The 18,136-nt window shown below is 62.8% G+C and carries 14 protein-coding genes and 1 pseudogene; 6 read left to right on the top strand and 9 right to left on the bottom strand.

All coding sequences use genetic code 11. From position 1 onward, the window contains the following. Positions 1 to 13 precede the first annotated feature (13 nt). The gene (locus HA399_RS10235; protein ID WP_192839290.1) at positions 14 to 1,315 is read left to right on the top strand and encodes an SLC13 family permease; all 1,302 of its coding nucleotides are present in this window, start codon (positions 14 to 16) and stop codon (positions 1,313 to 1,315) included. A gap of 147 nt (positions 1,316 to 1,462) precedes the next feature. Here the strand turns inward: HA399_RS10235 and HA399_RS10230 are convergent, their stop codons facing one another. Both HA399_RS10230 and HA399_RS10225 read right to left on the bottom strand, forming a co-directional pair. After that, positions 1,463 to 2,749: an FAD-dependent oxidoreductase gene (locus tag HA399_RS10230; protein WP_404324875.1), complete on the bottom strand. Its 1,287-nt coding sequence runs from the start codon at positions 2,747 to 2,749 to the stop codon at positions 1,463 to 1,465. Positions 2,750 to 2,984: 235 nt separating this feature from the next. Further along, complete coding sequence (locus tag HA399_RS10225) at positions 2,985 to 4,412, bottom strand: sodium:solute symporter (protein WP_404324874.1); 1,428 nt, start codon at positions 4,410 to 4,412, stop codon at positions 2,985 to 2,987. A 234-nt stretch (positions 4,413 to 4,646) separates the two neighbouring features. Here HA399_RS10225 and HA399_RS10220 point away from each other — a divergent pair, with 234 nt between their 5' ends. Next, positions 4,647 to 5,585 (top strand): LysR family transcriptional regulator, encoded by a 939-nt coding sequence (locus tag HA399_RS10220; RefSeq protein ID WP_404324873.1) that lies wholly within the window; start codon positions 4,647 to 4,649, stop codon positions 5,583 to 5,585. A 9-nt stretch (positions 5,586 to 5,594) separates the two neighbouring features. On the opposite strand, the gene HA399_RS10215 is transcribed toward HA399_RS10220, so the two are convergent. The 3 genes from HA399_RS10215 to HA399_RS10205 all read right to left on the bottom strand — a co-directional run bounded on the left by HA399_RS10215 (position 5,595) and on the right by HA399_RS10205 (position 10,479). Then, a complete protein-coding gene (locus HA399_RS10215; protein ID WP_404324872.1) occupies positions 5,595 to 7,655 on the bottom strand; it encodes a CocE/NonD family hydrolase in 2,061 nt (686 codons plus the stop codon). A gap of 322 nt (positions 7,656 to 7,977) precedes the next feature. Continuing rightward, on the bottom strand, positions 7,978 to 9,543 hold the full coding sequence (locus HA399_RS10210) for an aldehyde dehydrogenase family protein (protein ID WP_404324871.1): 1,566 nt from the start codon (positions 9,541 to 9,543) through the stop codon (positions 7,978 to 7,980). A 3-nt stretch (positions 9,544 to 9,546) separates the two neighbouring features. Further along, positions 9,547 to 10,479, bottom strand: coding sequence for an NAD(P)-dependent oxidoreductase (locus HA399_RS10205; RefSeq protein WP_215822996.1), 933 nt, complete (start codon positions 10,477 to 10,479; stop codon positions 9,547 to 9,549). A gap of 128 nt (positions 10,480 to 10,607) precedes the next feature. On the opposite strand from HA399_RS10205, the gene HA399_RS10200 reads away from it, so the two are divergent. Continuing rightward, positions 10,608 to 11,582, top strand: coding sequence for a LysR family transcriptional regulator (locus HA399_RS10200; protein ID WP_404324870.1), 975 nt, complete (start codon positions 10,608 to 10,610; stop codon positions 11,580 to 11,582). Between the two features lie 61 nt (positions 11,583 to 11,643). Here HA399_RS10200 and HA399_RS10195 read toward each other — a convergent pair whose 3' ends face one another. Next, positions 11,644 to 12,252, bottom strand: a complete 609-nt coding sequence (locus tag HA399_RS10195) for a short chain dehydrogenase (RefSeq protein ID WP_404324869.1) — start codon at positions 12,250 to 12,252, stop codon at positions 11,644 to 11,646. A gap of 152 nt (positions 12,253 to 12,404) precedes the next feature. On the opposite strand from HA399_RS10195, the gene HA399_RS10190 reads away from it, so the two are divergent. After that, complete coding sequence (locus tag HA399_RS10190) at positions 12,405 to 13,310, top strand: LysR substrate-binding domain-containing protein (protein ID WP_404324868.1); 906 nt, start codon at positions 12,405 to 12,407, stop codon at positions 13,308 to 13,310. A 100-nt stretch (positions 13,311 to 13,410) separates the two neighbouring features. Here HA399_RS10190 and HA399_RS10185 read toward each other — a convergent pair. Then, positions 13,411 to 13,617: pseudogene (locus HA399_RS10185) on the bottom strand (LysR substrate-binding domain-containing protein); the annotation flags it as partial. A gap of 199 nt (positions 13,618 to 13,816) precedes the next feature. Between HA399_RS10185 and HA399_RS10180 the strand changes: the two are divergent. Both HA399_RS10180 and HA399_RS10175 read left to right on the top strand, forming a co-directional pair. Continuing rightward, on the top strand, positions 13,817 to 14,386 hold the full coding sequence (locus HA399_RS10180) for a DUF2628 domain-containing protein (RefSeq protein ID WP_324689755.1): 570 nt from the start codon (positions 13,817 to 13,819) through the stop codon (positions 14,384 to 14,386). A 26-nt stretch (positions 14,387 to 14,412) separates the two neighbouring features. Continuing rightward, positions 14,413 to 15,051, top strand: a complete 639-nt coding sequence (locus HA399_RS10175) for a DUF1294 domain-containing protein (RefSeq protein WP_404324867.1) — start codon at positions 14,413 to 14,415, stop codon at positions 15,049 to 15,051. 111 nt (positions 15,052 to 15,162) lie between these two features. Here the strand turns inward: HA399_RS10175 and HA399_RS10170 are convergent, their stop codons facing one another. Both HA399_RS10170 and HA399_RS10165 read right to left on the bottom strand, forming a co-directional pair. Then, the gene (locus HA399_RS10170; RefSeq protein WP_404324866.1) at positions 15,163 to 16,089 is read right to left on the bottom strand and encodes a 2OG-Fe(II) oxygenase; all 927 of its coding nucleotides are present in this window, start codon (positions 16,087 to 16,089) and stop codon (positions 15,163 to 15,165) included. Between the two features lie 198 nt (positions 16,090 to 16,287). Then, on the bottom strand, positions 16,288 to 17,982 hold the full coding sequence (locus tag HA399_RS10165) for an L-lactate permease (protein ID WP_404324865.1): 1,695 nt from the start codon (positions 17,980 to 17,982) through the stop codon (positions 16,288 to 16,290). Between the last annotated feature and the right edge of the window lie 154 nt (positions 17,983 to 18,136).

The following is an 18,136-nucleotide window of genomic DNA, read 5'->3' as shown; positions in this document are numbered from 1 at the left end:
AAGAGTGTTCGCCATGTCGAGTCTTGTCGTCATACTGGCCATCGTGGTCTCGATCGTCTTGGGCTATCGCTTGCGCCTGAACATCGGTCTGTTCGCCATTGCCTTCTCCTATCTGATTGGCTGCTTCTGGCTTGGAATGTCGCCCAACGAGGTGATCGGCCTATGGCCGCTGAAGATCTTCTTCATCATCTTCTCGGTCTGTCTGTTCTATAACTTCGCCATCGTCAACGGCACGCTTGAGAAGCTGGCGGAACATCTGCTATACCGCTGTCGCAATGTGCCAGCCTTGTTGCCGTTTGCCATCTTCTTTTCGTCGGTGATCATCTCGGCGTTGGGTGCAGGCTACTACACGGTACTGGCCTTCATGGCGCCCATCACGCTGTTGTTGTGTGACAAGACTCGCCTGTCGCTGATCGTCGGTGCCATGGCAGTCAACTACGGCGCGTTGGCGGGGGCCAACTTCGTTTCCAGTCAGAGTGGCATCATCTTTCAAGGTTTGATGACCGGTGCCGGCATCTCGTCCGGTGATGCCTTCCATTACAGTTTCGGCATCTTCCTGGCGACCATGGTCGTGCCCATCGTGGTGCTGGGACTGCTGGTGCTGTTCTCGCTGCGAGGAAGTCAGGGCGGTGTGCAAATTACCGATGCTGCCCAGCCCTCGCCGATGAACCGTGAGCAGCGACTGACATTGCGTCTGACCTTGCTGTTGATGGTCACTGTATTGGCACCGCCGATCACCGCGATGATCCTGCCGGATAATGCGCTGGTGGCTTACGTCAACGACCGCATCAACATAGGGTTGATTGCCAGCGTGTTCTCGGTGATCGCGTTGTTGATGAAGCTGGGGGATGAGCGCAAGGCGATCGCTTCGCTGCCGTGGGGCACTATCATCATGATCTGTGGTGTCGGCATGCTGATCTCGATTGCCATCAAGGTCGGCACTATCGATCTTCTGGCTTCCTGGGTGAGCGGCAATATCCCGGTCTACGCGGTGCCGATCGTATTTGGAGTGATCTCAGCGATCATGTCGCTTTTCGCCAGCACTTTGGGAGTGGTGACGCCTGCGCTGTTCCCTGTCGTGCCGGCGTTGGCCACCCAGCTGGGAATTGACCCGATGATCCTGTTTGTCGCCATTGTCATCGGTGCTCAGTCCACCGCTATCTCGCCATTCTCTTCCGGCGGTAGCCTGATTCTGGGTTCATGCCCCAGTGAAGAGCGTCGCAATGACCTACTGCCCAAGCTGCTGTTCAAGGCAGCGCCGTTGGGCTTCGGGGCTGCGCTGATCTTCAATTTCCTGTTCGCTTTCGTGTATTGAGGAGCGGAAATTTTCTCTCCACCTTCTGTAAGCAGAAGCTCTTGCAAGCTCTGACGCAAGAAACAAGAAGCCCCTGACAGGCTCGCCTGTCAGGGGCTTTCGTCTTCATGGGCAAGAGTGCAGTTCTGCTTGCTCAGGAGAGCGGGATCATTGGCAGAACCTGGCGGGCGACAGGCTGCGCGCGTATTCCGGCAGGGGTTCGTGCGCCACCGTGCGTGCCACCAGATCGCCCGTCTCGGCCGAGAGTGTCAGGCCCAGGTGGCCATGCCCGTAGGCGAGCAGCAGGCCGGGGCAGCCGGGCATTTCGCCTACTACCGGCAGGCCATCAGGGGTGGAGTGACGCACGCCCATCCAGTGGCGGGCGACGTCGAGCGGCTGACCGAAGAGTGTCTCGCCCCATTGCTTGAGGGCTTGCCAACGCTCCGGCGAGGCGGGGCGCGATGGCGCGCAGAACTCGGTGGTGCCCGCCAGGCGTATGCCTGCGGCCATGGGCGAGGCGTAGAAGTGATGCGCCAGCCAGCCCACCGGGCGTGCGAGTGGCAGCGATGTGGCGAGCTCGATGTGATAGCCGCGCTCGCTGACCACCGGCAGACGCTTGCCGAGTCCTGCCAGCAGCGTATTGCTCGCGATACCGGCGCAGATCACCACATGCGAGACCTCCTGTGAGGTGGTGGCGGTGTCGATGCGCCAGCCACCACTGGAAAGCGGCGTGAGGGCATCGACCTGCTGCGCCGTCCACTCAAGGCCGCCTTTTTCGAGCTGTGCGAAGAGCTGGCGGCTGAGTGACAGCGGGCTGGTGAGATGGCGGGTATCAGGGTAGTAGAGGCCGCCTGCCAGTCCCTTCGAGTTGAGCGACGGTTCCAGATCCCGCAGCTGGTTCGCGCCCAGTGCCTGACATTCGACTCCGTCATGACGTTTCGCCTGGGCCATCTTCTCCAGCGATGCCGGGGTGATGGCGGTGTCGCGCTGGATCTGCAGGCAACCTGTCTGGCTGGCCAGTGCAGTGGGCGCTCTGGTCTGCAGATCATCGATCAGGGCATGCTGTCGTTCGACGGCATTGGCCAGCAGGGCGATCAGGTCCGCCTTGTGGCGCTGGAAATTGGAGGGCGTTGCCGCCTTGAGGAAGCGCCAGCCGAAATCCGCGAGGGCAGGCGTGTGGCGCAGGGCGATGGCAAGGGAGGGCTGCCTGCTCAGCAGGTGGCCCGGCAGCTGGCGCAGGGTATCGCCGCTGGCCATCGGTGAGGTGGCGTAGTTGGCGATGAGGCCGGCGTTGCCGAAGGAGGTGCCTTCGCCGATGGGGTTCGGGTCATACAGTCGAACGTGATAGCCACGTGCCTGCAAGGCGCGGCAGGTCGCCAGACCGATGATGCCGGCGCCAATGACGGCAATGCTGTCGTGACTCGCCGCTTCGGCGGCGGAGGATTGCGGGGTCATCGCGCGTACTCTCTTTGCCGGTCATGCCGGGCGGATTGCCCGACATGATCGGCGTGATGAAGACGGTGGCAGGGCCATGACAGAGCCTTGGAAGGCCCTTGGTCGATCGGCGCAGGCCCTGCCGATGGCTCAGTTGTCGCGGTAGAACTTCCAGGAGGCGATGGCGATGCCCACGGCGGTGAGGATGCTCAGCAGGCAGATCACATACAGGGTCAGTCCGAACATGGTCAGGTCCTCAGGAGTGGGTGGGCTGGGTCGGGGCGTTATTGCCGTTGTGATCTGGCGCCACGTTCAAGAACTGATAGACGAGGGTGAAGACCACGATATTGGCGATGACGCCGGCGATCAGCGGCGTGATGCCGCTCAATGCCTCAAGTTCCAGGCTGCTCCACTTCCAGACGCTGGTGGCCAGTGCCCCGGCGAGCATCGCGGCGATGCCGGCACGCTTGCAGCGAATCTTGAACAGCACGGCGAAGATGAACGGCAGCAGGATGGTCGGCGCCCACAGCGCGTAGCTCAGCAGCAGCGCATCGATGATCGAGGTGGCGTAAAGCGCGAAGACGATGGCGCCCAGTCCGATGGCCAGATTGACGCCGCGCTCGATCCACAGCTGCTGCTTGCCGGACATGGCGGGATTGATGAAGGGCTTGTAGATGTCGGTCACGAAGATGACCGCTGCCGAGTTCAGGTAGGAATCCGCCGTCGACATCACCACGGCCAGCAGTGAGGCGAGCACCAGACCGGTCAGGCCCAGCGGCAGGGCGTCGCGAATCAGTTCCGGCATGGCCTGATCCGGCGAGATCTGCGGATAGAGCACCAGCGCGATCAGGCCGATAGTGGAGCTGACGGCATAGAACAGCAGACCGAAGCCGCCGGCCAGCGAGTAGCCGATCTTGGCATGACGGGAATCCGGTGCCGACAGGGCGCGCTGGGTGTAGGGCGGGACGAGGGTCTCGCCGAGCAGGAAGGCGATGAAGATGCTGATGAACATCAGCGGCGTGTAATCGCCCATGATGCTGAAGTGCTCGGTGGGCAGCGCGGCGATCAGGGCATCGGGGCCGCCGATCTTGTCGAGTCCGACGATCATGGTGATGGGCAGGAAGACCGCGAGCATCACGAACTGCACCACGTCAGTCTGGATCACGGCCCACATGCCGCCGGCCGTGGAGTACACCAGTACCACTGCCATGCCGATCAGGATGCCGGTGCTGATCTCGATGCCCAGGATGGCATTGAAGACGGTGCCGATGGCCAGCGCCTGAGCGCCGAGGATGCCGACGCAGAAGATCAGCGAGAAGATGCCGGTCAGCAGGCGAGCGCTGCGACCATAGTGATGCGCCATGATGTCACCGACCGTCTGGGCGCCCGCATAGCGCTTGAGGCGCGGTGCGATGTAGAGGCCTGCGATGATGGTGGCGATGGGGAAGGCGGAGGCCGCGAACATGAAGGCATAGCCCTCATCGAAGGCCTTGCCGGCGCGGCCCATCGAGGCGCCCCCGCCTAGGAAGGAAGCGGCGAGCGTGGCGAACAGCACCGGCCAGATGATCTTGTTGCCGGCGACGGCGAAGTCGGCACTGCTGGAGGTCTTCCTGGCACTGCGGTAGCCGATGTAGAGCAGTATCGCGAAATACAGCAATAGCCCCATGAGGTCGATCATATGCATTGTCTGTGGCCCTTTGTTGTTGGTTATGAGGGTCTGGTCAGCTTCCTCCCGCAGGGGGTATAAGCACAACTAAAGGCTGTCTATTAAGTCATAAGAACAATTTAGAGTCTGCCCGAGAAAGGCTAGTCTCGAGAATCCGGACATGAGTGCCCCGCCGCGAGAGCTTTGCCACAAGAGCTTTGCCACAAGAGCTCTGCCACGAGAGCCCTGCCATGAGATGAGAGCCCAGCCGTCATGAAACTCAGACACAACCTGCGTCAATTGCAGATCTTTCAGGAAGTGGTACGTACGGGCAGTCTCTCCCAGGCAGCGCGTCGCCTGGCCATCACCCAGCCCGCGGTGAGCACGGCGATCACCAATCTGGAAAGCGAAGTCGGCTTTCTGCTCTTTCGCCGCAACCACTACGGTACCCAGTTGACGCCGGAAGCCGTCCATCTGGCCGAGGGGGTCGACAAGGTGCTGGCCTCGGTGGGCCACCTTGATGAGCTGACCGATGGGCTGCGAGACGGCCATGCCGGCAAGCTCACCGTGGCCTCGATGCCGGGGCTGTCTCCCACGGTGATGCCCCGAGTGATGGCGCGCTATCTGGTCGATTTTCCCGACAGCCGCCTGTCGTTGCAGACGTTCAGTTCGCGCAAGATCGCCGAGTGGGTCGCCGAGGGCCAGTTCGATCTCGGCGTGATCGAGTCGGACGCCGCCATCGAGGAGCTGGTGCTCGAGGAGTATCGGCTGTGCATGGCGCTTGCGGTTCCCGAAGGCAATCCTCTCGCCGAGAAGGCATCACTGAGCCCGGCGGACCTGGCCGGGGAGACCATCATCACGCTGGACCAGCATCACCAGAGTACTCTGAAACTCGCGGGTGCCTTCCAGCAGGTCGGCATGACCTTGCAGGCGAGCATCGAGACCCATCTGTTTCCCTCGGTCGCGATGCTCGTCAATGAAGGGCTGGGGATCGCCCTGATCGATCCGGTGACGGCGGAGGCGATGCTGGCCCGCCGCGATTGCCATCTGCGCATCGTGCCCTTCACACCGATCATCAATCTGGATGTCGCGCTGGTCACCTCGCGCTTCCATCCCGTCTCGCGTCAGGGGCAGCGCTTCATGCCCTATCTGGCGGCGGAACTGGCCGCCTGGCAGCAACGTTCGCAGGACAGATACGCGCCAGGCGCCTGAGCGGGCGCCTCAGACCGATGTTCTCGGCAGAGTGCGCTGCCAGTCACGGCGATGGACTTCCTCGTCGTCTTGCCAGGCGATCTGCTCGGCTTCGAGATAGAAGTTCTCGGCGTCGCAGCGCATGCGATAGTGGCTCTCGACGCGGACGTCGAACTGGCCCGGGGTGGTCTCGCCAAGCGCACTGTCACGCCCGAGTTGATCGCGGCCGGCGTGGTAGTGCCAGACGATCTCGGCACGGGTACGATCCGCATCTTGCGGGTGCGCGGTATAGCGCTCGGTACAGCGATACTCGACCCGCATGCCGCTGTCCTCGAGCGTCATCGCGCCCAGGTCATCCGCGACGATGGTAGTGACTTCGCCGCTGGCCGCATCTTCGACCACGCTGCGACTCGGCCTGGCGGCACGCTGCTCGCTGATGTTGGCCGGTGGGGCGGATTCCGGCGCCGCGAAGGGGGTGTCGACGGCCTCGCCGGTAAAGACCGGCAGCGCGAGTGATTGCAGGCCCGGTTGCAGGGTCAGAGCCGCTCGCCGGGGTGCAGGCCACACCATCGGGAAGTTGGCTGTCGCCAGTGCCACGCGCAGACGGTGGCCGGCTGGAATCCGATAGCCCGCCATGTCCAGTTCCAGCTCGATATTGATGGGCTCGCCCGGAGTGAGAGGCTGCGGGTTGTCATGATCGCGCAGCGCGAGGTTGAGCACGCCGTAGGTGATGCGTGCGACCTGACCATCCGGCTGCACATCACTCAGGCGCACCGTCAGCTGGCCACAGGTCTGGTCGCTGGTCAGTGTCAGCGTGAGCCTGGGCTTGCCAAGGATATCCAGCGGCGCGTCGAGCGGTTCACTGTCAAAGCACACGGCGAGTGCATCATCGAGCCGCTGATCTCCCGGCAGGTCAGGCCCGAACCAGATGGCGCAATACTCGCCCTGATGACGGCCAGCGGTCAGCGGTGAATCCACCACGACCGGCCTGGACAGTGCCTGCTGGCCCTGACGTGCGTCGTCGCTCAGGCCTGACTCGCTCAGCGACATCTGGTGCATCTCGACATCGCTGGCGGGCCAGTCATCCGTCTGCACCCAGCGCCCCGGACGTTCGGCATACATCGTCTTCGGCGGCAGGGAGTCCTGCAGATAGAAGGTGGCGGACGGCTCGTCCATCACGCCGTTTTCCTCGCCTTTCAGCCAGTGGTCCCACCAGCGCAGCGCTTCCTGCAGGAAGCCGATGGCCGGATTGGGCACCGCGAAGTGCGGATACTTGTGAATCCACGGGCCGATCAGCGCCTTGCGCGGGCAGCTCAGGTTTTCCATCATCCGCCCGACGGTGTTCTTGTAGGCATCTCCCCAGCCACCGATGGTATAGACCGCCGCTTCGATATCGGCGTAATTGGTGTTGATGGAGCCCTGCTTCCAGTATTCATCGCGGTGCTGATGCGAAAGCCACGTCTCGGCCAGCAGCGGCATCTCGTCCAAGCGTTCCTGCCACATGGTGCGCCATTCATCACCGACCAGACGCGGGTCCGGCGGTGCTGCGGAGAAACTCAGCATGGTGGCGGCCCAGGCCAGGTTCTCGTTGAGCAGGCAGCCACCCTTGTAGTGGATGTCATCCGTGTAGCGATCATCGGTGGAGCAGAGAGTGATGATAGCCTTGAGCGGTTCGGGCCGGTGCGCGGCCAGTTGCAGCGAATTGAAGCCACCCCAGGAGATGCCCATCATGCCGAGCTTGCCGGTGCACCATGGCTGATTGGCGATCCAGTCGATCACCTCCAGCGCATCGGACTGCTCCAGTGGCAGATATTCATCCTCCATCAGCCCCTGGGATTCGCCGTTGCCGCGCATGTCGACGCGCACTGACGCGTAGCCGTGGCCCGCGAAGTAGGGGTGGGTGAGGGCATCACGCGCGATGGTGCCGTCACTCTTGCGGTAGGGCAGGTATTCGAGGATGGCCGGCACTGGTGCCTGTTCCGCGTCTTCCGGCAGCCAGATTCTGGCGGCCAGCTGCGTGCCGTCCGAGAGCGGAATCAGCGTGTGCTCGATCTCGCGGACGCGATGGGAGAAGTCGGTCTTGACGCGCATTCACGTATCCTTGTGTCGTCGGGGCGATGGACGGATGCCTTGTCTCGGGAGTACTGCTTGTCACGGGAGTGCTGCTTGTCACGGGAGTACTGCTTGCCACTGGCCGCGACGCCAGGACTCAGAATTCGGAAATCAGAAGTCGGAAGTCGATGCTGGCGCATGCCGTCAAACGCCGCAAGGCGCCGTGGAGGGAAATCCACGGCGCCTTGCGGTGTCATGCGGGGAGGGAGCAAGGATGCATGGCATTTCAAGGCCATGCATCCCGTCAACCACTGCTTGTCTTGGGCGCTGCCCTGCTGACAGGCAACACGATCACATCTCGCTACTCCAGACTCGCTCCATAGCCGAAGCTGGCGGCGGGCTCGGCTGCTGTCTCGACCCACACGCTCTTCACTTCGCTGTATTCGCGCAGCGCATCCAGCCCTGAGGATCGGCCATAGCCACTCTCGCCGTAGCCGCCGAAGGGCGAGCTGACGTGAATGGTCTTGTAGCCATTGACCCAGAAGGTGCCGGCACGCACCTGGCGTGCCACGCGGTGGGCGCGCCCGACGTCGCGCGTCCAGACGGCGCCGGCCAGCCCGAAGCGACTGTCGTTGGCGATGCGGATGGCCTCGGCTTCCTCCTCGAAGGGAATGGCGACCACGACCGGGCCGAAGATCTCTTCCTGCGCGCAGGCCATGGCGTTGTCACCCAGCAGTACCGTCGGCGCGACATGATAGCCGCCGGTGTCCGGTACGGGGTCTGCTGAGCCATCGGCGAGACGCGCGCCGTCCTCGATGGCGCCGGCAAGCATCGACGTCACATGCTGGTATTGCTTCGCGTTGTTGATCGGGCCGATCTGGGTCGCCGGGTCCTGCGGGTCACCGAGGGTGAATTGCGTGGCGGCCTCGGCCAGCGCAGTGGTGAACTTGTCGAAGATCGAGGCCTGCACCAGCAGGCGCGAGCCGGACACGCAGCTCTGGCCGGCGCCGGAGAAGATGGCCGCCTGGGCGCCGCGCAGGGCCACCTCGAGATCGGCATCCTCGAACACGATGTTGGCGGACTTGCCGCCCAGCTCCAGCACGCAGGGGATGCAGCGCTGCGCCGCGGCGGTGGCGATGTGGCGGCCGGTGGCGGGTGAGCCGACGAATACCACCTTGCGAATGTCGCCCTCGGCGATCAACGCCTGGCCGATGCTATGGCCGTAACCGGCGATGACATTGACCAGCCCGCGCGGCACACCGGCGCGCTCGATCAACACGCCCAGCGCCAGCGAGGACAGCGCCGTCAGCTCCGAGGGCTTGAGAATCACCGCATTGCCGGCGGTGATGGCCGGGGCGATCTGCCAGCCGGCGGTGAAGATGGGGGCGTTCCACGGCGTGATCTGCAGCACGGTGCCCAGCGGCTCGTAGGTGACGTAGTTGAGGTGCGAGGTCGGGACCGGAATCACCTCGCCGTGCAGCTTGTCGGCCCAGCCCGCGTAGTACTCGAACATCTCGGCGACCTTGGCCACCTCGACCCGCGCATCGCGAATCGGCTTGTTGGCGCTCAGCGCCTCCAGTTCGGCCAGGGTGTCGGCCTGCTCTCGGATCAAGCTGCCTATCCGGTAGATGGCGCGCCCGCGGGCCTGGGCGGTCAGGGCGGCCCATTGCTGCTGGGCCTCGCGGCTGGCGGCATTGACGAGCGCGACCTGAGAGATGTCGGCATCCGGGAAGGACAGCATCAGGCTGTCATCCTGGGCGTTGCGCACCTCGATGCGCTCACCGCTTCCTTTGATGAACTCGCCACCGATCAGGCTGCTGACGACAAGCGTGTCGTCTTGAGATTGGCTGCTGTCCTGAAACGCCTGCATCAGTTCGGCGATACGCTGAGTCGTTGAGGGTACCGGGGTCATGTCGTGGGTCAGCATGGCTTATGCTCCGTGGCCAAAGAGAGTCGGGTCAGTGCGTTGCACGATGGCGCAGAAATCCTCGCTGTCATCCAGCGTCGCGCTGCTTTCAATCCAGAGCTGGGCGACGGCGTTGGCGAGAGGCAGTTCCATCCCGAGCTGTTGCGCCAGCTCACTGGCCAGCCCGACATCCTTGCGCATCAGGCCCATGGTGAAGCCGGAATCGTAGGCCTTGTTGATCACCCAGTTGGGGAACATCACCTGGCTCGCGCCACTGCGCCCGGAACCCGCATTCACGCCTTCCAGCAACTTCTCGGGGGAGACGCCCGCTCTGGCGGCCATGGCAACGGCTTCCGCCGTGCTGATCAGATGGCAGGCAGCCAGCATGTTGTTGGCGATCTTGGCCACATTGCCCGCCCCGCAGCGACCGACGTGCACTCGGCTGCCGCTCATGGTCTCAAGCACTGGCTTGGCGCGTGCCAGCACCTCATCCTCGGCGCCGATCACCATCGACATGCTGCCGCTCGCGGCGCCCTTGGGGCCGCCGGACACCGGGGCGTCGATGAAGTCGATACCGCGCGTCGCCAGCGCCGCTGCCACCTTGCGGCTGGTCTCGGGAGTCGAGGTGGTGGTGTCGATCACGATCAGTCCCGGCCTGGCCAGGGCCAGCAGGCTTTCGGCCTGGTGGTCGTCTGCTGCATCGCTGACTGGCGCATCTTCGCCGCCCAGACACAGGCGTTCGACATGCTCGGCCTTGGGCAGTGAGAGAATCACCACCTCAACCTTCTCGAGAAGCTCGGTGAGGGAATCGACCGGCGTGACGCCTGACGCAGCCGCCTTGTCACGCGCAGCCTGTGATAGATCGAACCCGAATACGGGGAAGTCATGACGGGCGAGAGTCGCGGCCATGCCGCCGCCCATGTTGCCCAGTCCGATGACACCGACGGTTGTTGTCATTGTGGCGTTCCTGTCGTGGTGAAAGGGGGAGTACTACCCGGTGACTCGAGTATGGACAGCGCTTCTGTGTTCCAGCAATAATCCAGAATTCACTTTAATGTTGCCTTCAAGGCAATGCTGGGGGCGTGATGAGTCTGGTGCAGGATCGACGTATCAGTCACTTCCATGAGGCGGCAAGACTCGGTAGCGTGCGCGCGGCGGCGGATTTCCTGAATGTGGCGCCTTCCGCAGTCAGTCGGCAGATCACCCAGCTGGAGCATGAGCTGGGCATGCCGCTGCTTGAGCGCCATCGTCGCGGGGTCGAGCCGACGGAGGCGGGGGAACGGGTGCTGGAGTATTACCGGCAGCGTCTGGCGCAGCAGGAGGTTCTGCTCGAGTCGTTGCAGTCATTGAAGGGGCTGCAGAGTGGCTCGCTGGTGCTGGCGATCGGTGAGGGGTTCATCGAGGGGCTGGCGGGGCCATTGAGTCGTTTCTCCGCGCGTTATCCGGGCATCGAACTCAAGGTGAATCTATGCGGGACCAATGAAGTGATCCGTCAGGTGGTCGAGGACGAAGCGCATCTGGGGCTGGTGTTTCACCCGACTCGCGATCCGAAGATTCGCACACACGTCTCGCGGCCGCAGCCGGTGTGTGCGGTGGTCAATCCGCAGCATGTCTTGGCTCGACAGTTCGGGGGGCAGCCGTTCGGGGGGCAACAGTTCGCGGCTCAGGAAGGCTCAAGGCGGGCGGCAGGCACGCTCGAGCCGCTATCGCTGGCGGCACTGGCCAGTCACTCCCTGGCCCTGCCGGAGGTGTCATTCGGCATCCGCCAGATCGTGGCCCAGGCCGAACATCAGGCCGGTGTGATGCTGAGCCCGACCCTGACCTGCAATGCCCTCGCCATGCTCAAGCAATTCGCGCTGCATGGCGGCGTGACCCTGCTGCCGGAGTTCGTGGTCTCCGAGGAAGTCGCCGCCGGCCGCCTGTGTCGAATCCCGCTGCAGGAAGCCCAATTCGTCACGCCGCATGTGCAGTTGATCAGCCGCCTGGGCCGTCAGTTGAGCGATGGCGCCAGTCGGCTGTCGAGCCTGCTGCAACAGGACATGACGGCCTTCAGCCCCTGAGCGGGCCACAAGATTGGCTCGCCCAGGGGCTGAAGAAGTGATTTGCAGTGGTCGCCTCGGCTCAGCGTGAGGCCAGGAAGTCACGCACATCCAGCGAGATGCCGTTGTGATCGCCTTCCAGCAGGTGACGATAGGCGAGGGCAGTGTCGGCGGCGCTGATGCCGCCGTCGGTGGGCATGCCCATCGCCAGCATGGTTTCGGTCACGAAGTGCGGGCTGACGGCATTGACGCGCAGAGTGTCGCCCATCTCGAGCGCGGCGGCCTTGACGAAGGCATCCAGCGCGGCATTCACGGTACTGATGGCGGCAGAGCCGGGGATAGGGTGCTGGGCGAGATAGCCGGTGGTCACGATGAAACTGCCGCCGGTGTTGAGGTGCTGTGCGGCGATCCTGAACAGGCTCAGGTGCCCCAGCAGCTTGTTGTTGATCGTCATGGCGTAGTCGGCATCGCTCAGCTCATTGACGGCCCCGAAGACGATCTGGCCCGAAGTGGAAACCACGGCGTCGACCTTGCCGATACTGGCGAACAGGTCACGGATGGATTCGGGGGATTCCAGGTTCATCTGATAGTCGCCATTGTTCAGGCCGACCTTGATGACTTCATGCTCCTGCAGGGCGCTGCTGACTGCCTTGCCGATGGTGCCGGTGGCGCCGATCACTACGATTTTCATCTGCCTGCTCCTCATGGGGATGTCATTCGTCGCTGACCCGGGCTCGGGTCGATGAGTGGCATCTTACGAGGCGCTGAAAATTCAATAAATCACATCACTGACATATCATTTGTGAAGAATTCTGAATAATCATTGATGGCAGAGGTGGCGGCATGGACCTTCTCAACGCGTTTCGTATCTATCGCCAGGTGGCGCATGAGCAGAGCTTCACCCGTGCTGCCGAACGCCTCAATCTGGTGCCATCGGCGGTCAGTCGCCAGATCAGTGAGCTGGAGAAGTGGCTGGGCGTGCGCTTGATAAATCGCACCACCCGTGCGCTGCACCTGACCCATGAGGGCCACCGTTATCTGGAGAAGGTCGAGCAGATCATCGCCCAGGTGGATGATTTGAGTGACATGCGCAATGACAGCCAGCAGGTCCGCGGGCGCATTCGCATGACGGCCCCCATGATGATGGGCCAGTACGTGTTGCCTGAGTTGTTGGCGAGCTTTCGGCGCCAGCACCCGCAGGTGGAGATCTCGCTCAACCTGATCAACCGCAAGGTGGACCTGATCGAGGAGGAGGTGGATCTGGCGCTACGTGCCGGCTACCTGGACGATTCCAGCATGGTGGGGCGCAGCGTCGGTGAATTGGCGTTCAAGACCGTCGCCAGCCCCGACTATCTCGCCCGCTGCGGCACGCCGCTTGCGCCAGCGGCCTTGTCAGAGCACGACTGCCTGATCAATCCGGCGCTCTCCAGCGCGCGACGCTGGCGCTATCAGGTCGACGGCAAGCCCACTCTCATCAAGGTCAACGGCAGTCTCGAGGCCAATGAATCGCTGTGCCTGCGCGACTTTGCCCTGCAGGGGCTGGGCATTGCCCTGTTGCCGGCGCTCTATGTGACGCGAGGGCTGGAGCAGGGCGAACTGGTCGAAGTGCTCGCCGACTTCGCGATGCCGCCGCTGCCCATTCATCTGCTCCACCCCTCGCAGCGTCTGATCCGTCCGGCGGTGCGTGCGCTGGCGGATCATCTGGTCGAGGCCTTGCGCCAGCAGCCGATTGATCAGCTGGCGATCTGAAGGCAGGGCTCATCGTTAGCCGGGGGCTCACTCGTATGGCGTGTTCTCCTGCGCGACCGAAGCGACACTCCTTGCCGGCATTCATGTTGCTCGAGGTAACGATGCGCTGTCCGGGCAAGGCCTCAAGCGAGTCCGGCGTGCCCTCGCGGGCGAAATAGCTCGGTGAGCCATACACCACGCGCCGCACGCTGCCGACTCTCAGCGCCGAAAGCCCCGAGGAGGGCAGGGAGCCGATACGCACGGCGATATCGAAGCCTTCCTCGATCATGTTGGACACACGCTCCACGACTACCGTCTCAGTGCACAACTCAGGGAGGCGCTCGAGGTTGATGGTGACTTTCAGTCCTCTCTGACCGGCTGACAAGCCCGATGCAAATCAGTGAGATAGCAATAGATCAGTTCATGGTCCTGACAAGTGGCTGGCGGTATAGTACGAAGCGTGTGTCATTTATCCGAGCCTGTCACAGCTTGTTGCCCGCTCGGCATCACAGACAAGGATTTTCACGATGGCTTCATTTCGTATTCTGACGCATCCCGAGCACGGGACGCGTGCCGTCAAGATCGGCTGGTCATGGCCGGCATTCTTCTTCGGCCTGTTCTGGGCGCTCTACAAGCGCATGTGGCTGCTGGCGGCCAGTCTGTTCGGCTTCATCGTGCTCAGCTCGGTCTTCATTCCGGCGACGCAGGGAGGGCAGCTGATCTCCAATATCCTGTTCCTGGGCCTCAACTTGACCATCAGCCTCAAGGGCAACCTGTGGTACGCGAGCCTGCTGGAAACCCAGGGCTATCAAGAGCAGGCCCAGGTCTCGGCGCGCAATCCCGATGATGCGCTCGCCGTGTACGCCAATTCGCAAAAGGCCTCTGCTGCCGATATCCGCGATCATGAACAAGGCGGCGCTCGCTCTCAGGATCAGGACCCTTGGGGTGATCAGCGTGACGAGCGGGAGACCGAGCGTGAGCGCAAGGATGGCAGGGGTGACAGAGTTGAAAGAGATGAAAAAGATGATGACGACAACGGCGATGGTGGCTCCAGTGGCAAGGGCGGCGGCAACGCCACGGGCACCTTCATCGGCTAAGGGCCGGACCGGGAAGAGATGAGACGATGAACCTTCAAGGACGATTGACGCGCTGGAACGATGACAAGGGCTTTGGCTTCATCACCCCGGCGTCGGGTGGCAAGGATGTCTTTGCCCATATCAGCGCCTACCAGGGGCGCGGGCGACCCAAGGCTAGCGCGCAGGTGCATTATCAGTTGGGCATGGATGACAACAACCGCCCACGTGCCATCCGCTTTCGCACCCATGGGGCCGGAGCATCCACCACCTCTACCGGGGTGTGGCTTGCATGGTTGGTGGCATTAGCCGTGATGGTCGTACTCGGAGCGGGCTGGTGGCAGGAGCGTCTGCCATGGATGTTGCCTGCAGCGTATCTGGGCATGAGCCTGGTGGCGTACATGGCGTATCGGGTAGATAAACTGGCCGCTGCTGAGAGTGAACAGAGAGTTCGCGAGGATACCTTGCACTTCATGGAGCTGCTGTGTGGCTGGCCGGGCGCGCTGATCGCCCAGCAGAGCCTGCGTCACAAGACGCGCAAGACAAGCTACCAGTTCGTGTTCTGGTGTGCGGTACTGCTCAATATCGCCGCCGTGAGCTGGCTGACTCTCTCGCCGGATGCCGCGACCCTTCGTGACCTGCTCGGCTTTCCCGTCATGGCAGGCGAGGCCATGATCAGGTGGTCATGAGGGGATGATTGAGCGCCGTTATCGAGCGCATGACAACGACAAAGGGGGCCTATCAAGGGCCCCCTTTGTCGTCGTTGCTCACTAATGTTTACCAGTAGAGCACGCTGGCCATCAGAACGGTGCGTAATCATCCTGTTCGGCGCTCGAGGCGACCCAGCGGTCTCTGGCAGGTATCGCCCGGCGTTGCGCGCCCTGTGGCGGTATCTGTCCTCGCTCACCATACAGCCACAGCACCAGGTTGGAGCGCTGGCCGCTGGTGATCGGCTGCGCGGCATGCGGCACATTACCGCGATGCAGCATGGCCGAGCCGGGCGTGAACGAGAAGCGCACTGCGTCTCCGCTCGCGGAGTCCAGAACGTCCAGTTCAGAGCCCTCGAAGGTCTCGTCGGGCAGGTTCATGTTGATGTTGAGAGTCACGGACGAGGCGTCGGTATGCGGCCGAATCGAGGCGTCCGTGGTGGGCTGATAATGGATCGAGAAGCCGAAGGACTGGCTGTCGTAGCCGATGATTTCCGGGAACAGCAACCGCGAGATCGGGCGCATGTAGGTGTCCAGCAGTTGCTGATAGAACGCCTGGAAACCCGGTGCCGCCAGATAGCCCTCTGAGCGATGGTCGAGCATGGCGCCGCGTCGATTGAGCACGATGCCGTAGGGCGGACGCAGCGGAATACCGGCGTCCCATGCCTGTTCCAGCATGTTGCGCAGATCCGCAATGCGCTCGACATCGAAGAGCTGGAACTGATAGACGTCAGTGGCGACTTCTGTCATCAGCGCCTTGATGTCCGTCTCGCGCTCGGGATTTTCCCACGCTTGCTTGACGGCAGTGCGCAGCGCCTCGTCGATCAATCCACTATCGAGGATGGCGAGGTCGTCTTGCTCGACGGCTTCCCATTCACGCCAGGCGTCACTCAGCAGCTGACGATGGCTGTCCCAGAATTGCTGGACGGAGGGGGCGCGCCGCAGCATGGCCTCGCGGGAAGGAAGTTCGAGCTCGCGGGCCTGCTGTAGTCGAGTGGAATGCAATACAGAGTGGGTCATGGGATGTCTGCTCCAGAAGCTTGCGACATGAAGGCTGCCGTTTCGGCGATGTTGGGCAATTTATTACGCCGTGCCTTGTTGATAAACAGGCCCCTGGAGTAAACACATTCAATATTCTGTTGATGATCTCCGCACGACAGCAGGCCCGCACACAATGCGGGCCTGCTGTCGTTTGCCAGAGTGATACGAGGCGCGCTGTCAGCTCATCAAGCCGTCGACAACACCCAGGCCGTGGAAGGCGATCATGCCGATGATGCCAGCGAAGATCACGTAGTAGAGCGTCGGCAGGATCGTCTTGCGAAGCGTGACGCCTTCGCGACCCAGGAGGCCGACGGTGGCCGAGGCAGCCACCACGTTGTGGATGGCGATCATGTTGCCGGCAGCCGCGCCGACCGCCTGGAGGGCGACCATCATGGCGCTGGAGATGCCCAGAGCCTGGGCGACGTTGAACTGGAAATCGGCCAGCATCAGGTTGGAGACGGTGTTGGAGCCGGCGATGAAGGCCCCGAGGGCACCGACACTCGGCGCGAACAGCGGATAGATATCGCCCACGCTATCGGCGATGAACTGTGCCATTGCCACCGGCATCGACACCAGATCCGCTTCGTTGACGCCGGAGTTGATCAGGATACGTACCATCGGAATCGTGAACAGCAGCACGAAGCCTGCGCCGAGGATGGTACGGCTGGATTCGCTGACGGCAGCACTGACGTCTCGCATGCGCATGCGGTGCAGCACGATGGTCAGCAGTACCACGACCACCAGGATACCGCCGGGCAGGTACAAGGGCTGCAGGCTGCCGGAGATGTCAGCCTCCCCGAGAATGCCGCTCCAGCCGAAGCTCCATGAGGTCAGCGCCTCCTTGATCGGCGCGATGACGCGCGACATCACCAGCAGCACCGCGAGCAGCACATACGGCAGCCACCCCATGCCGACCGAGAGCGGCTTGCGGCCCTCGACGGGCTCAAGTGTCATGTCCAGCTTGCCGATCCACTCTGCGGGCCAGTTGTCTGCGTTCGGGAAGTCCCAGGTCCGGCTGGGCAGCAGAAAGCCCTTGCGCGCTGCGGGTACCACGATGGCGAGCCCCACCATGGCGCCGATCATCGACGGGAATTCCGGCCCCAGCAGCATGCCCGCCAGTACGTAAGGCACCACGAAGCAGACACCGGCGAACAGCGCGAAGGGCGCGACTTCCAGCCCTTCACGCCAGGAGCGATTGGCGCCGAAGAAGCGCACCATCACCGCAACCATGGTCAACGGCATGCAGATCCCGATGATGCCGTGGGTGATGGCGACCTCAGAGGTCACCAGCTGGAAGTAGGCGTCCCAGCTCGAGCCATTTGTGGCCAGTGTCTCGCTGACACCGGCCTTGTCGAGGCCACCGGAGACCCCGACCACGATCGGCGTGCCGACCGCACCGAAGGAGACCGGCGTCGATTGCACCATCATGCCCACCACGACCGCCGCCAGTGCCGGGAAGCCCAGCGCCACCATCAAGGGGGCGGCGACGGCGGCAGGGGTGCCGAAGCCGGAGGCACCTTCGATGAAGCAGCCGAACAGCCAGGCGACGATGATGGCCTGCACGCGGCGGTCCGGGCTGATGCCGGAGAAGCCGTTGCGTATCGCGGCAATGCCGCCGGAATGCTTGAGGGTATTGAGCAGCAGCAGGGCGCCGAAGATGATCCACAGGATCGCGACTGTCAGTATCAGTCCCTGCAGGGACGAGGCCAGGACACGAGTGAAGGTCATGTCCCAGGCCAGCAGGGCGATCAGTGCAGTGACCACGAAGACGATGGGCATGGCGAGGCGGGCGGCCATGCGAAAGCCGATCAACAGCACCCCGGCGAGCAGCAATGGCACAAAGGCCAATAGTGCCAATAGCGACTGATTCATGTGCAGCACTCTCCCTATGTTGCGTGGCGCCCCATGTTGCGTGGCGAACGTCGTTTTATAAGACTTTGTTGTTGGTGGGTGCGTGGTTATGTCGCACCTGACGCTAGCTCAAGGTAAGAGAGTCCATTTGTTTCTGCTACTTGAGGTCATCTGG

Source organism: Cobetia sp. UIB-001, assembly GCF_044789135.1.
GTDB classification, from domain to species: Bacteria; Pseudomonadota; Gammaproteobacteria; order Pseudomonadales; family Halomonadaceae; genus Cobetia; species Cobetia amphilecti.
Note: the sequence above shows the minus strand (reverse complement) of the source record. Positions and strands in the feature narration are given on the sequence as shown.